Source organism: Streptomyces sp. NPDC057654 (assembly GCF_042800135.1).
GTDB lineage: Bacteria > Actinomycetota > Actinomycetes > Streptomycetales > Streptomycetaceae > Streptomyces.
In genome coordinates this window covers 1-13,601 of sequence record NZ_JBHVHQ010000140.1, presented here as the reverse complement: position 1 = coordinate 13,601, position 13,601 = coordinate 1, and the positions used below count along the sequence as shown (strand labels likewise).

Annotated in this window: 12 protein-coding genes and 1 pseudogene; 9 read left to right on the top strand and 4 right to left on the bottom strand. The window is 72.0% G+C overall.

Features of this window, described 5'->3' with window-relative positions; genetic code table 11:
• A partial coding sequence (locus tag ACFU99_RS13935; RefSeq protein ID WP_384390539.1) for a DUF6350 family protein occupies nucleotides 1–1,901 on the top strand: 1,901 nt, incomplete at its 5' end.
• Nucleotides 1,902–1,966: 65 nt separating this feature from the next.
• Here ACFU99_RS13935 and ACFU99_RS13930 read toward each other — a convergent pair.
• A complete protein-coding gene (locus ACFU99_RS13930) occupies nucleotides 1,967–2,782 on the bottom strand; it encodes a hypothetical protein (protein WP_384390536.1) in 816 nt (271 codons plus the stop codon).
• A gap of 365 nt (nucleotides 2,783–3,147) precedes the next feature.
• On the opposite strand from ACFU99_RS13930, the gene purN reads away from it, so the two are divergent.
• Together purN and purH are read left to right on the top strand one after the other, a co-directional pair.
• On the top strand, nucleotides 3,148–3,774 hold the full coding sequence (purN, locus tag ACFU99_RS13925; protein ID WP_384390533.1) for a phosphoribosylglycinamide formyltransferase: 627 nt from the start codon (nucleotides 3,148–3,150) through the stop codon (nucleotides 3,772–3,774).
• Nucleotides 3,771–5,330, top strand: coding sequence for a bifunctional phosphoribosylaminoimidazolecarboxamide formyltransferase/IMP cyclohydrolase (purH, locus tag ACFU99_RS13920; protein ID WP_384390531.1), 1,560 nt, complete (start codon nucleotides 3,771–3,773; stop codon nucleotides 5,328–5,330). Before purN ends, purH begins: the two co-directional genes overlap by 4 nt.
• 282 nt (nucleotides 5,331–5,612) lie before the next feature.
• Here purH and ACFU99_RS13915 read toward each other — a convergent pair whose 3' ends face one another.
• Together ACFU99_RS13915 and ACFU99_RS13910 are read right to left on the bottom strand one after the other, a co-directional pair.
• On the bottom strand, nucleotides 5,613–7,205 hold the full coding sequence (locus ACFU99_RS13915) for a serine/threonine protein kinase (protein ID WP_384390528.1): 1,593 nt from the start codon (nucleotides 7,203–7,205) through the stop codon (nucleotides 5,613–5,615).
• Nucleotides 7,202–7,924: an FHA domain-containing protein gene (locus tag ACFU99_RS13910; RefSeq protein ID WP_384390526.1), complete on the bottom strand. Its 723-nt coding sequence runs from the start codon at nucleotides 7,922–7,924 to the stop codon at nucleotides 7,202–7,204. Before ACFU99_RS13910 ends, ACFU99_RS13915 begins: the two co-directional genes overlap by 4 nt.
• Nucleotides 7,925–8,080: 156 nt before the next feature.
• Here ACFU99_RS13910 and ACFU99_RS13905 point away from each other — a divergent pair, with 156 nt between their 5' ends.
• From ACFU99_RS13905 to ACFU99_RS13895, 3 genes and pseudogenes are all read left to right on the top strand, one after another.
• Nucleotides 8,081–8,959: a bifunctional methylenetetrahydrofolate dehydrogenase/methenyltetrahydrofolate cyclohydrolase gene (locus tag ACFU99_RS13905; RefSeq protein ID WP_384390523.1), complete on the top strand. Its 879-nt coding sequence runs from the start codon at nucleotides 8,081–8,083 to the stop codon at nucleotides 8,957–8,959.
• A gap of 99 nt (nucleotides 8,960–9,058) precedes the next feature.
• Entirely contained in the window at nucleotides 9,059–9,769 is a 711-nt protein-coding gene (locus tag ACFU99_RS13900; protein WP_384390520.1) for a DUF3017 domain-containing protein, read from the top strand.
• 169 nt (nucleotides 9,770–9,938) lie between these two features.
• A pseudogene (locus ACFU99_RS13895) lies at nucleotides 9,939–10,451 on the top strand (isocitrate/isopropylmalate family dehydrogenase); the annotation flags it as partial.
• 80 nt (nucleotides 10,452–10,531) lie between these two features.
• On the opposite strand, the gene ACFU99_RS13890 reads toward ACFU99_RS13895, so the two are convergent.
• On the bottom strand, nucleotides 10,532–10,927 hold the full coding sequence (locus ACFU99_RS13890; protein WP_384390518.1) for a hypothetical protein: 396 nt from the start codon (nucleotides 10,925–10,927) through the stop codon (nucleotides 10,532–10,534).
• A 346-nt stretch (nucleotides 10,928–11,273) separates the two neighbouring features.
• Between ACFU99_RS13890 and ACFU99_RS13885 the strand changes: the two genes are divergently transcribed.
• The 3 genes from ACFU99_RS13885 to ACFU99_RS13875 form a co-directional block, all read left to right on the top strand.
• The gene (locus ACFU99_RS13885) at nucleotides 11,274–12,098 is read left to right on the top strand and encodes a peptidoglycan-binding protein (protein WP_384390515.1); all 825 of its coding nucleotides are present in this window, start codon (nucleotides 11,274–11,276) and stop codon (nucleotides 12,096–12,098) included.
• Nucleotides 12,095–13,141 carry a helix-turn-helix domain-containing protein gene (locus ACFU99_RS13880; protein ID WP_384390514.1) on the top strand — a complete coding sequence of 349 codons (1,047 nt, stop codon included), beginning with the start codon at nucleotides 12,095–12,097 and terminating at the stop codon, nucleotides 13,139–13,141. The genes ACFU99_RS13885 and ACFU99_RS13880 overlap by 4 nt, the downstream gene beginning before the upstream one ends.
• Before the next feature lie 227 nt (nucleotides 13,142–13,368).
• Nucleotides 13,369–13,601 (top strand): helix-turn-helix domain-containing protein (locus ACFU99_RS13875; RefSeq protein ID WP_384390512.1); only part of this gene is annotated, 233 nt, incomplete at its 3' end.

The following is a 13,601-nucleotide window of genomic DNA, read 5'->3' as shown; positions in this document are numbered from 1 at the left end:
CGGTCGCGGCCGGCCTCGGGCTCGGGGTGCTCGCCGTCGTCGTCCTCCTGTTGTGGATCTCCTCGCCCTACCCCGGCGGCGGCCCCGGCACCGCCCTCCACGACGCCGCCGACCTGTGGCTCCTGGCGCACGGCGCGGACCTCGTACGGACCAGGACCCTCTCCGGCGACCCCGCCCCCATCGGGCTCACGCCGCTGCTCCTCGCCGCCCTGCCGTGCTGGCTGCTGTACCGGGCCTCCTCCCACCTCCTCGGCGGCCGGGACGACGCGACCGGTCGGGACGACGCGATCGGCCGCGACGACACGACCGGCGACGAACCGGCCGCCACACCCCCTGACCTGCCCCGACACGCCGCCGGAGCCCTCCTCGGCGGCTACCTCCTGGTCGGCGTCTGCGCGATCCTGTACTCCTCGTACGGCGACCTGAGCGTCGCGCCCCTCTCCGCCCTGTTCCATCTGCCGCTCGTCGCCGGGGCCGCCGTCGCGGCCGGGGCGTGGCGGGCCTCGTACCGGCCGGACAGCCCGCTGCCCGCCGCCATCGCCGCCCTCGTGACGGCCAGGATCCCGCCGCGCATACGAGCCGGGCTCGCCCGCCTCCGCCCCGGCCCCGCGCTACGGGCCGGGGCCGCCGCGACCGCCGTACTGCTCGGCGGCGGCGCGCTGCTCGTCGCCGTGTCCCTGCTCGGACACCTGGGCGCGGCGCAGGCGTCTTTCGGCCAGCTCGCGGACGTGGCGTCGGGGCAGTTCGCGGTCCTGCTGGTCAGCCTGGCGCTGCTGCCGAACGCCGTCGTCTGGGGCGCCGCCTACGGGCTCGGGCCCGGTTTCACGATCGGCGCGGCCAGCACGGTGACTGTCCAGGGGGCCTCCGGCTATCCCGTACTCCCGCGCTTCCCGCTCCTCGCCGCCCTTCCCGGTGAAGGCGGCGCCGGGACGATGACGTCGCTCGTGGCGGGCGCCGTTCCGGTGGGCGCGGGGCTGGTGGCGGCGTGGTTCGTGGCGGGGGCTTCGGCGCCGCGTCGGCGTTCCGAAGCGGAGAGGATGACAGCGACGACAGCATGGCCCTGGTGGGACACCGCGCTGACCGCGGCCCTCGCCGCCGTCGCCTGCGGTATCGCGACGGCCTTCCTCACCGGCGCGGCCTCCGGCCCCCTGGGCAACGGCTCCCTCGCCGACTTCGGTCCCGCCTGGCCGCTTACCGGCCTCACGGCGACCGCCTGGACGGCCTCGATCGCGCCCCCGCTCGCCCTGGTGCTCCGCTGGTGGCGGCTGCGGGACGCGGTACGGGCCGCAGCCGGGCCCCAGGACGAACAGGCGGGCATGCCCGCAGCGGGCCGACGCAGGCGGCCCCGACGTCCCGTCACGGCCGAGGGAGCGGCGGTCGCGCGACGCGCCCCCGCGACATCGCCCGGCCGGCGGTCGCGGCGCAAGGGCAGGGGCAGCCTGTCGCCGGGCATCGCGGCCGCGGGCCGACGGCAGCTCAGGCGGGCCCGCGCCAGCGGCCTGGCGGCGGTACAGCGCTCACGCGGCGGCCACGGCCCAGGCCACGCCCCAAGCCACGGCCCCGCCGAAACGGTCCCGAAGGCCAGACACCGCCGGACAGCCACGACAGCCGAGACAGCCGAGACGGTCGAGACCGCCGCTCAGGCCGAGGCACCCAGCCCCTGGTGGCGCAAGCGCCTCAACCCCAGCCCCAGCCCGCGCCCCGACCGGGAGCACGGCCGCGCCGACCGCTGGAAGCAGACGGTCCGTACGGCCTGGAGCCCGCCTCCCGCCGCGCGGCCCGACGCGTCCTGGCACGCCACTGGCGCCCGCCAGGCCCGCTGGGCGGTCCTCAAGGACTCCGGCGGCGGCCTGATGCCGGACTTCGAGCCGCGCGACTTCACCAAGCCCGATGAACGATGAGTGATGAGCGACGAACGACGAACGACGAACACGGCGAACCAGACTGATCCGCCTGCGCGCGACCCTCAGTTCTGTGTGCTCAGCAGCGGACGGAGCTGCTTCGGCAGCAGGTCCTCACAGGAGTGCCGGGAGGTCTGGGTCAGGGCGTCGTCCACACACGTGTAGTAGTCGCTGTAGACGGCCTGGAACGCGAAGGTCGCGGCGACGATGGCCAGCGCGACGGCCCCCGCGATCAGGCCGCTGACCGCGGCCGTCGTCTGCGGCTTGCGGGCGGAGTCCTGCTGCTGCCTGGCCCCGGCCCCGGCTCCGGTCCCGGCGGCGGGCTGGGGAGCAGCGCCGGCGTCCGAGGCGGGCGGCTTGGGCTTCGCCCGGAGCGAGCTGATCGCCCAGTAGACCGACAGCGCCCCGAGCAGCAGCGCGACCTGCGGAATGCTGAAGAGGGCGAAGAAGAACGCCCACATGCCCGCGAGCAGCGAATACCGCGCCCGCCGCTGCGCCGGGTCGGTGGGGTCCCAGCGCAGCCCGCCGGGGCCGCGCCCCGGACCGCCCTGGTCGCCGGGTCCACCCGGTCCGCCCGGCCCCTCCGGGCCGCTGCCGGGCCGGTGCTGCGGGCTGCCGCCGAAGCCGCCGCCCTGGCGGCCCGGCTGCCGGCTGCTCCACTGGCTGCCCCACGCCGGGGGCCGCTCCTCGCCCTTGGAACCGTCGTCTCCCTCGGGACCCTCCGTGGAGGAGCCCTCGGCCGACCCCTCCGAGGAAGGATCCGAGGAGGGAGCGGACTTGTGGCGGGGCTGCCACGGCTGGTCCGCGTGCCCCTCCGGCGGCGGCGCGAAGGGGTTGTCGTCCTGCGGCGAGGACGACGAGGGCGACTTCCGCTCTGACATGCGGGCGTACCTCATCGCTGCCCTCCGGTGGAAGCGGCGGGCAACAGGAGGCGGTGAGCCGCGGTGCGGCGTCGGTCCGGCATGTGGAGTGTGTCTTCCCCTTGTGTCGTCTTCCGGCAGGTCCCCCACCAAGTGTCGTGCCACTTCATGAGTCGTGCCCGGAACCCGGCCATGGATGCGCTGTGTCCAGACGCTACCTTCCGCGTGTGCCCCCGTCCCGTGGGGGCCGTCCGGTGTGCCGGTATCGTTGCTGACGGTCGGCGGCTTCGTAGAGTTCCCCGGTTCCGAGGGCGCCGGTCATTCGTACGACCATACAAACTCGCACCGCCCGCGAGCCCGGGTCTGCCGCCAGAAAGGGTCCCGCCGTGGCCTCCCCACCACCCCCCGCCCGCATCGTCGCGCTCGTCTCCGGCTCCGGTACGAACCTTCAGGCCCTCCTGGACGCCATCGACGCCGACCCGGACGGCTACGGGGCCCGGATCGTGGCCGTCGGCGCGGACCGGACCGGCATCGAGGGGCTGGAGCGCGCCGAACGCGCCGGGCTGCCGACCTTCGTGTGCCGGGTCAAGGACCATGCCCGGCGCGAGGAGTGGGACGCCGCGCTGGCCGAGGCGACGGCCGCGTACGAGCCGGATCTGGTGGTCTCCGCCGGGTTCATGAAGATCGTGGGCAAGGAGTTCCTGGCCCGCTTCGGGGGGCGGCTGATCAATACGCACCCCGCCTTGCTGCCCAGTTTTCCGGGCACTCATGGCGTACGCGACGCACTCGCGTACGGCGCGAAGGTGTCCGGTTGCACAGTCCACTTCGTCGACGACGGGGTCGACACCGGCCCGATCATCGCCCAGGGCGTGGTCGAGGTGCGGGACGAGGACGACGAATCCGCCCTGCATGAGCGGATCAAGGAAGTCGAGCGCACGCTGCTCGTCGATGTCGTGGGGCGCCTCGCGCGCGACGGCTATCGCATCGAGGGAAGAAAGGTACTGATCCCGTGACCGCCGAAGGTACGAAGCGGCCCATCCGCCGCGCTCTCATCAGCGTCTACGACAAGACGGGTCTTGAGGAGCTGGCCCAGGGCCTGCACGCGGCGGGCGTCCAGCTCGTCTCCACCGGCTCGACGGCGGGGCGGATCGCCGCCGCGGGCGTGCCGGTGACCAAGGTGGAGGAGCTGACCGGCTTCCCCGAGTGCCTCGACGGGCGCGTGAAGACCCTGCACCCCCGCGTGCACGCCGGCATCCTCGCCGACCAGCGCCTCGACGACCACCGCGCCCAGCTCGCCGAACTGGGCGTGGACCCCTTCGAACTGGTGGTCGTCAACCTCTACCCGTTCAGCGAGACCGTCGCCTCCGGCGCGTCCCCCGACGAGTGCGTGGAGCAGATCGACATCGGCGGCCCGTCGATGGTCCGCGCCGCCGCCAAGAACCACCCCTCCGTCGCGGTCGTCGTCAGCCCCGACCGTTACGACGACGTCCTCAAGGCGGCCGCGGACGGCGGGTTCGACCTCGACGGCCGCAAGCGGCTGGCCGCCGAGGCGTTCCGGCACACCGCCGCGTACGACGTGGCCGTCGCCGGCTGGTTCGCGGACGCGTACGCGGGTGACGGCGCGGACTTCCCCGAGTTCATCGGTGTGACGTACGAGCGCAAGAACGTCCTGCGCTACGGCGAGAACCCGCACCAGGGCGCCGCCCTCTACACCGGCGGCTGCGGGGGCCTGGCCGAGGCCGAGCAGCTGCACGGCAAGGAGATGTCGTACAACAACTACACGGACACCGACGCCGCGCGCCGGGCCGCGTACGACCACGACGAGCCCTGCGTCGCGATCATCAAGCACGCCAACCCCTGCGGCATCGCGATCGGTTCGGATGTCGCCGAGGCGCACCGCAAGGCGCACGCGTGCGACTCCCTCTCCGCCTTCGGCGGCGTGATCGCCGTCAACCGGCCCGTCTCGGTGGAGCTGGCCGAGCAGGTCGCGGAGATCTTCACCGAGGTCATCGTCGCGCCCGGCTACGAGGACGGCGCGGTCGAGGTGCTCGCCCGCAAGAAGAACATCCGGGTGCTGCGCTGCCCCGACGCGCCGCAGGCGCCGGCCGAGTTCAAGCCGATCGACGGCGGCGGGCTCGCGCAGGTCAAGGACGTCCTCCAGGCCGAGGGCGACGACCCGGCCAACTGGACGCTGGCCGCGGGCGAGGCGCTGTCCGCCGGCGAACTCGCCGAGCTGGCCTTCGCGTGGCGCGCCTCGCGCGCCGTCAAGTCCAACGCCATTCTGCTGGCGCAGGGCGGGGCGACGGTGGGTGTCGGGATGGGGCAGGTCAACCGTGTGGACTCCGCGAAGCTGGCGGTGCAGCGGGCGGGGGAGGAGCGGGCGCGTGGCTCGTACGCCGCTTCGGATGCCTTCTTCCCGTTCCCGGATGGGTTGGAGGTGCTGCTTGAGGCCGGTGTGAAGGCGGTGGTGCAGCCGGGTGGTTCGGTGCGGGACGAGTCGGTGATCGCCGCTGCCAAGGCCGCTGGTGTGACGATGTATCTGACCGGTACGCGGCACTTCTTCCACTGACGGTTCCTGGCCCTCAAGCGCCGGACGGGCTTGATTGGGTCGCCGTACCTGATTTGGTGACCAGATGAACAGTGAGGCCGCTGCCCCCATCCACGTGGGCAGCGGCCTCGCTGGTTTGTGCGGTTGGACGGACGGCCCCAGGCTCCCCCGTTGTGGCCTGGGGGCGTCCGCCTGTTCGCCTGCTTCCCCCGTTCAGCAGGTGATGGCTCTACTTTGGCCCCTCATCCCCGCTCCGCATACCTCGGAACTCTCAGGGTGCCGACGGCCGGAACCTCACACTTCTCAGGGTGACGGACTCGCCTTGGGCGTGTACTCCTTCAAGTAGTGCGCGATCCGGTCCGTGACGGGTCGCTGCTTGGGCGGGACGCCGCCCGCGTTGTTCACCTTCGAGAACGATGTGAGATAGGCGGCGGCGACGAGCACGCGGCGGTCGCCCGGGAGGGTGGACCACAGCTGGGGCGAGATGGAGCAGAGGTAGCGGCCGACCGCGGGGATGGAGACGTCCGGCGGGAACGGCGGGCGCGGGTTGCCCGTCTTGGGGCGCTGGGCGTCCGGCAGGTAGTAGCGCAGGACGCGCGGGGTCCAGCGGGCGATCCCGTACTCGTCCTTGGCCGGGTCGGAGAGGTTGGGGTCGAAATCGCTCTCGACCTTGAGGAGCGCGGCGATCAGCGCCGGGGTGACGGAGGATTCGGAGCAGTCATGCGCGGAGTCCACGATCAGCTTGCGGTACTCGACCGGAACGCCCTTGTCCGTACGGAGTTCGCTCGCGCCGTACGAGGCCGGCTCGACCTGTTTGCTCTCGCCCCGTTCGGCGTCGGAGGCTCCGCCGTCGGTCAGGGTGCTGACGCCGTAGCCGATCGACGCGACGACGACCGCGGTGAGCGCCGCCGTCAGGATCTTGCCGGGCTTGCGGCGGGGCCGCAGCCGCGGCAGCTTCGGCGCGGGTTCCGACCCGGCCGCCGCCTCCACCCGCCGCAGCAGCGCCGCGCCGCTGTGCTCGGCGCGTTCCTCGTGCGTACGGGCGAGGCAGTCGGCGATGATCTCGCGCCAGGCGGCGGGGAGTTCGGGGGACAGGCGCAGCTCCTCGTCGCCGCGCGCGTACCGCAGCAACGTTTCGCGGCGGGCGGCGCGGTTCGCGCCGGGGAGCGGGAGGGCGCCGGTCAGCAGCAGGTGGGCGACGGTGCCGAAGGCCCAGATGTCGGCGGTGGGGCGGATGAGCTGGCCGCGCTCGCCGACCTCGGACCACAGCAGCTCGGGCGGCGTGTAGTCCGGGGTGGAGAAGGCGGGGGAGTAGGCGTGGGTGCCCTCCATCTCGGCGGCGAGGTTGAAGTCGCCGAGCCGGACGCTGCCGTCGGGCATCAGCAGGACATTGGCGGGCTTGAGGTCGCCGTGCACCCAGCCCGCGTGGTGGAGCTGGCTGAGCCCCTCGCAGATCTGGGCGAGGAGGGCCGGGGCGCCGGGGACGGGGCCGGGCGCGGAGCGCTCGACGAGCTGGTCGAGGGAGCCCTCGGCGCGTTCGAGTACGAGCACGGTGGCGCCGTCGAGCGCCGCGTTGCCCGGGTCGTCGACCGTCACGGCCTCGTACATGCGGATCAGGCGCGGACGGCTCAGCTTGCGGTGCAGGTTCAGCTCGCGGTGGGCGAGGTCCTTGAGGTGGCGGAGCTGGCGGGGCGTGCGGGTGCCCGTGGGGAGGAATTTGAGCGCCGCGCGCTCGGGCAGGTCCTCGCGGCCGTCCGTTTCGGGCGGGCCGACGCGCCGGGCCTCGTACACGCTGCCGAACGCACCTGTGGCGAGCGGTTCGCGCACCTCCCAACGGCCGACCCGGTAGCCGCGCTCCACTTGAACGGTGAAGGGCCGTGGCCCCTCTTCAGTCACTGCTGCGGCCCCTTGTCGATGACGTCGAGTTCGTCTTCCCGTACGAGATCGAAGCGTAGCGCGAGAGAGACCAGTGATTCCTTCTTGCCGTTCAACCTCGCCCCGGACAGGGCGACTTCAGGGGGTGGTTTGAGCCGCAGCTTGACCGCGAGGTAGTCGATGTTCCACTGCACGGAGGTGCGGCTGATGGCCGGCCAGATGGGGCGCAGGCGGTCTATGACCTGTTCGACGGTGGGCAGCGGGGCGTGCGGTTCGCCGCGCAGCCGCGGTTCGCAGAGCGCGGCCAGGACCAGGAAGTAGCGCTTGGAGCGGTCGAGCGGGAAGGAGAGCGCGGTCGGCTCCCCGGCGTCGGCCTCGTGGTCGTCGAGATAGTCGTGGCGCGGCGCCCAGACGTCGAAGCCCAGGAGCTCGTCGCCGGCCGGTATCACCAGCCGTGAGAACTCGAACGGTACGGGCGCGTCGACGCGGCCGGGCGCGATCTTGATGTGCTCGCCCGCGCCTTCGGGGTTCTCCACCACATACGTCTGGTGACGGCTGAGGTTGGTCAGCGTCCAGAATGTCGCGGTGGCGGTGATCTGTCCCGCGGAGCGTGACACTCCGGGGTGCTCGATGGCCAGGCCCGGCCCCGTACGGCCGAAGCGCAGGCTCTGGCCGGGCTCCAGCCGGAACTGACCGTCCGGGCCACGGCAGTCGGCGGGTACGACGATGACGCTGAACACTTACGGTTCCTCCCCCAGGATCGGCCGGAGTCGACCGCGTTCAGGCTACGTACGGAATGTAGCGCTCCGCAACGGAGCGGCGACTACCGCGGCAACAGGCGGCGCGGCCGGGGACCTGATTGGAACGCGGCCCCTCCCATCCGGGAGGATGGGCCCATGACCGCCCAGACTCTCGATGGCAAGGCCACCGCATCCGCGATCAAGTCCGAACTCACCGTCCGCGTGGAGGCGCTGAAGGCCAAGGGCATCACGCCCGGCCTGGGCACTCTCCTCGTCGGCGACGACCCCGGCAGCAAGTGGTACGTCGCGGGCAAGCACCGCGACTGCGCGCAGGTCGGCATCGCCTCCATCCAGCGCGAGCTGCCCGACACCGCCACGCAGGAGGAGATCGAGGCGGTCGTACGGGAGCTCAACGACAACCCCGAGTGCACGGGGTACATCGTCCAACTCCCGCTCCCCAAGGGCATCGACACCAACCGTGTCCTGGAGCTGATGGACCCGGCCAAGGACGCCGACGGGCTGCACCCCGTGAGCCTCGGCCGCCTCGTCCTGAACGAGCGCGGTCCGCTGCCCTGTACTCCGTACGGCATCATCCAGCTGCTGCGCCACCACGGCGTGGAGATCAACGGCGCGCACGTGGTCGTGGTCGGCCGCGGCATCACCGTCGGCCGCTCCATCCCGCTGCTGCTCACCCGGAAGTCCGAGAACGCCACGGTCACGCAGTGCCACACCGGCACCCGCGACCTGGCCGCGCAGCTGCGCCAGGCCGACATCATCGTGGCCGCGGCGGGCGTGCCGCACATCATCAAGCCGGAGGACGTCAAGCCGGGCGCGGCCGTGCTCGACGTGGGCGTCAGCCGGGACGAGAACGGCAAGATCGTCGGGGATGTGCACCCGGGCGTGGCCGAGGTCGCGGGCTGGCTCTCGCCGAACCCGGGCGGCGTCGGCCCGATGACGCGGGCGCAGCTGCTGGTCAACGTGGTCGAGGCCGCCGAGCTCGCTGCCGAAGCCGCTGACGCCGCCGCCGCGGGCTGAGCGCCGGCGTGCTCGTGCTCGTACGACCTGGGGTCGCGTTCGTCGTAACCCGGACCGCGGCGGCGGCCGGGGGTACCGCTTGTGAGAGGACGGCTGGTCATGGGCGCTGAGACCCACTCGGGCGCGGGGAAGGGCCCGGAGGGGGCTGCGACGGAGGCTCCTGAGGACGAGAAGGCCAAGGGGGCCGAAGGGGTCCAGGGGGCGCAGGGGGCCGAGGCGGCCCAGGAGTCCAGGGAGGCCCAGGAGCCCAAGCGGGCTCAGGAGACCCCCGAGGCTTCGGGGACTCCTCAGACTCCCCAGGCTCCCCAGACTCCCCAGGCTTCAGAAGGCGTGGCTTCCGTTGAGCCCGAGTCGGCACAACCCGAGTCGGCACAACCCGAGCCGGCACAGGCCGAGCCCCGCCTGGGCTCGACGCGCGTCTCGCGCATAACGCAGCGCTTCCCCTCCCTGGCGCGCGGCATCGCCCGCCCCGAGGGTGGCGGACGGGCCGCCCCCGGAGACGCTCCGGCCCCGGCGCGGCAGTGGCCGCTGCTCTCCGTGCTCGGCGGTACGGGCCTGGGCCTGCTGATCGTCGCGTTCGACGCCTTCCGGGCGGGGACGATCATCATCGGGCTGGCCCTGATCGCGGGCGCGGTGCTGCGCTGGGCGCTGCCGTCCGTCGGCATGCTGGCCGTACGGTCGCGCTTCACGGACATGGTGATCTACGGGGTGCTCGGCGCCGCCATCGTGCTGCTGTCGATGATGGCGCAGCCGCACCCGTGGCTGAAGATCCCGTTCCTGGAGGATCTGCTCCACTTCACGGTGAAGTAGGGAAGCCCCTCTCGCGGCTCTCGTCGCAGAGCCCGCCACCAAATATCTTGACGTCGAGATAAATTCAACTATCTTGATGTCGAGATACATCGGTGCGGCATGTCGCCATCCTCCCCTGTCCGTACGCGTGCCCGTACGTGTGCCCGTACGCGTGGAAGGGGAGGCTCCGATTTCGCGGGACGGCACGGACCCCGTCGAACTGGAGGTCCACGAGTTCCCGGACTCCGGGGTCGCGCTGTCCATGTACCACCACGACGAGTCGATCCGCGACTTCGCGCGCGCCTCGTTCCGCTACGGGCTGGACCGCGCGTACCCGGTGTACCTGTCCACGAAGAACACGGTCCTCATAACGCCCGACGGCCGGACCGTGGAGACGGAGGCCGCGCACGGCACGGTCACCCGCCACTACCGGCAGCACCAGCAGGGCAAGGCGACCTCCACCAACCCGCTCGCCTCCATCTTCGCCTGGACCCGCGGCCTCGCCCACCGGGGCCGGCTCGACGGCACCCCGGACGTCACCCGCTTCGCGGAGACCCTGGAACGCGTCTGCGTCGAGACCGTCGAGAGCGGCCGCATGACGAAGGACCTGGCGCACCTCATCTCGCCGGACGCGCCCTGGCTGACGACGGAGGAATTCCTGACGGCGCTGGCAGACAACCTTCGCGGGGCGATGGCTGCCTGACTTCCCGTCGGGTACGCGCACATGACGGTGACCCGCCCTCTCCCCCGTGAAAGGACGGATCACCGTGCATGTGGGGCGGATCAGCGGATCGACATGGTCACCTGGGCGTCAACCCCGTTGTGCCAACCGGAACGGGCCCCGTTGACGTTGTGGTTCTTGGGGCACGCCTTGTAGGTGTGGCTCCACTTGGCGATCTGCACCTTGGCGTAGACGCACTTGCCGTCGGCCTTCTTGTCGTACACCCAGATCTGGGTACTGGCCTGCTTCTTGCCCTTGTACGTGCGATGGCACTCGTTGTACGCGACGGCGCCCCGGTCGGAGGGCACGGTGATGCTGTGCTTCTTGCAGGTCTGGGCCACGGAGGCGGTGGCCGAACTCGTCGGCGCCGCGAAAGCGCCCGCCGCCGGTGCGAGGGCCAGGCCCGCGCCCAGGAGTGCGGTGCTCGTGGCGAGACCGATGCGCTTGTGTGCGTTCACAGTTCTCAGTCCTTCCCAGTGGATGGCGGGCGGCGCGGGGTGGACCGCGCCGCCCGTTGGTGCTGCACCACAGGTTGCCGACGTGGCCGCCGAGGCCGCCAGAAAGATCGGGCAGTCCGGGAGACTCTGGGACGGCCCACCCTCTGACCTGCTGGGATGCGCGAGATCGTGGGAGGTGCTGGGAGGGCTGCCGGTGCGGGACGGTGCGATCGGGGTGCCTTACGGGTCCGTGAAGATGTCAACGAACTTCGTGAATCACCGGGAACCGGCACCGGGAATCGGCCCATCATGGCTCTCAGGGAGGCCTCGACGCCTCGGGGGACAACAGGACGCGGATGGGGTGGACATGTCGCGTTGGAAGAAGCTGCCGGAACCACTCGACCAAAGGGTTCGGCAACTCGTCGTACAGATGCGGAGACTGAAGGACCACAGCGGGCTGAGCCTGGAGGCGCTCGCCGCTCGTACCGCGTACAGCAGCTCGTCGTGGGAGCGCTACCTCAACGGGAAAAAGCTTCCGCCACGGCAGGCGGTGGTGGAGCTGGCACAGATCGCGGAGACCGATCCGACGCGATTACTGGTCCTGCACGAACTGGCGGAGGACGCGTGGGGACGGCCGGACGCGCTCGCGGCCTCCGGCGCGGAAGCCCCGGACGCGGCGTCGCCCGCCCCGGACGCGGTCGGCCCGGATGGGGGCGCGGCCGGTCCGCCGCTCGGCCGCCGACGCCGGGCCGGGGCGCTGATCGCCGCCGCGGTCGCCCTCGTGGCCGTACTCGCCGTGGTGCTCGTCGTCACCGAACCTTGGTCGGACGGCGGCAGTTCGCACGCGAGCAGCGCCGCCGCCTCGACCACTCCCACAGCCACGGCCACAGCCACAGCCACGGCCAAGGACGATGCCCCGCACTACGACTGCACGGTGCAGCGGCAGCGCGAGGACGGCAGGCTGTACGCGGGCAACAGCCGGACCAGCGTCGCCATCATCCAGCTGGGCATGGTCGGGCCGGAGGTCGCCGAGGCGCAGTGCCTGCTCAAGCACGCGGGGTACGAATTCGGGGCCATCGACGGCCGGTTCGGCAATATGACGGAACGGGCCGTCAAGCGCGCCCAGAAGAAGGGCGGGGTCGTGGCCGACGGCAAGGTCGGCCCTGACACCTGGCCGGTGCTGCGCCGATGACCGGGCCGGAGCGGGGGCCGGGGACTGGATCGGCATCGGGATCTGGATCTGGATCGGGATCTGGATCGGGGCCTGGTTTATCGGGTACGCGTACGGGCGCGGGCGCGCGTACCGAGAACGGCTCCGGCGTACGTACGGACCTCGGCGGGCCCACGAACGGCGGCGCACCCGCCCCCGAATGCGCGCGGCTCGCTGAATCGTTGCGGCGGCTCAAGGCGCGTACGGGCCTGAGCCTGGCCGGGCTCGCGGCCAAGACGGCGTACAGCCGCTCGTCATGGGAGCGCTACCTCAACGGCAAGAAGCTCCCGCCCCGGCAGGCCGTGGAGGCGCTGTGCCGGCTGGCGGGCGAGCCCCTGGGGCGAACGGTCGCGCTGTGGGAGCTGGCGGAGCTGGAGTGGAGCGGCCGGGCCGCGCGTGCGGAGCCGGAGAGCCGGGCCGCCGTACGATCCGACCCCGCCCCGCAGCCCGCCGCGCGCCGCCGACGCCGGACGGTGCGCGTGCTCCTCGGGGCGGCCGTCTGCGGTGTGCTCGGCTTCGCGGCCGTCGCCGCGTGGCCGACGGCGCAGGAGGAGGGTACGAGCGGGGCGAGCGGCAAGGCGTCGCCGTCCGCGAGCACGCTCCCGTACTCGGATGCCTTTCCCGATCCGACGGCGGCGGCGAAGTGCCACGGGGCGGAGTGCACCGGCCGGAATCCGGAGACGATGGCGTGTCTGGACCCCAGGACGACCGGCTCCTGGCAGGCCAGGAACGGCCAGCGGGTGGAGATCCGCTACAGCAAGGTGTGCCGTACGGGGTGGGCCAAGATCTCGAAGTCGCACGTCGGGGACCGGCTCTCGATCTCCTTGGGCGGTCCGTCCGGAAGCCCCGCGAAGGGCGGGACCGAAGACCGGCCGAAGGAGAACATGCAGCGTGCCCTGGTACGCGACGAGTTGGACTCATTGGATTATCTGTCCACTCCCATGGTCGCCACCGATGCGCCGTCCGAGCTGCGGCTCTGCCTGGAGCCCGCAGGGGGCGGCCCGAAGGAGTGTTTCGGCCGGTGAGGGCGGTCTCGTAGCGCTCGGGAGTTGGGGGAGCGCGTGGGGAGGAGCGTTCGTACCCCGGATGCACCCATGCGCCCTCAACTCCGGAACTGCCAGGCTGACTTGAGGCATCCCCATGGGTAGCCGGTACTGGCCGTAGCGGGGGTGGTGTGGTGCTGCGCCCGGGGTCCTGTGCTTGGTAACCATGAGGGACGACCGCAGTCCGTTCGGGGGGACAGGGGGAGGCAATGGCTCGTTGGAAAGCGCTTCCGGAGGAACTCGATCCGCAATTGAGGGAGTTCGCGAACCAGTTGCGCAGGCTGGTCGAGCGGAGCGGGCTGAGCCTGTCCGCCGTCGCGGACCGTACGGGCTACAGCAAGACGTCCTGGGAGCGCTATCTGAACGGGCGGCTGCTGCCGCCCCGCGGAGCCGCCGAGGCGCTGGCCGAGGCGACCGGGACCAGCGCCGTCCACCTGGGGAC

Excerpts from the sequence above, each read along its gene's own strand:
- ACFU99_RS13885 (WP_384390515.1), top strand. The coding sequence starts at position 11,274 with ATGTCGCGTTGGAAGAAGCTGCCGGAACCACTCGACCAAAGGGTTCGG.
- ACFU99_RS13900 (WP_384390520.1), top strand. The coding sequence starts at position 9,059 with ATGGGCGCTGAGACCCACTCGGGCGCGGGGAAGGGCCCGGAGGGGGCT.
- ACFU99_RS13880 (WP_384390514.1), top strand. The coding sequence starts at position 12,095 with ATGACCGGGCCGGAGCGGGGGCCGGGGACTGGATCGGCATCGGGATCT.
- ACFU99_RS13905 (WP_384390523.1), top strand. The coding sequence starts at position 8,081 with ATGACCGCCCAGACTCTCGATGGCAAGGCCACCGCATCCGCGATCAAG.
- ACFU99_RS13930 (WP_384390536.1), bottom strand. The coding sequence starts at position 2,782 with ATGTCAGAGCGGAAGTCGCCCTCGTCGTCCTCGCCGCAGGACGACAAC.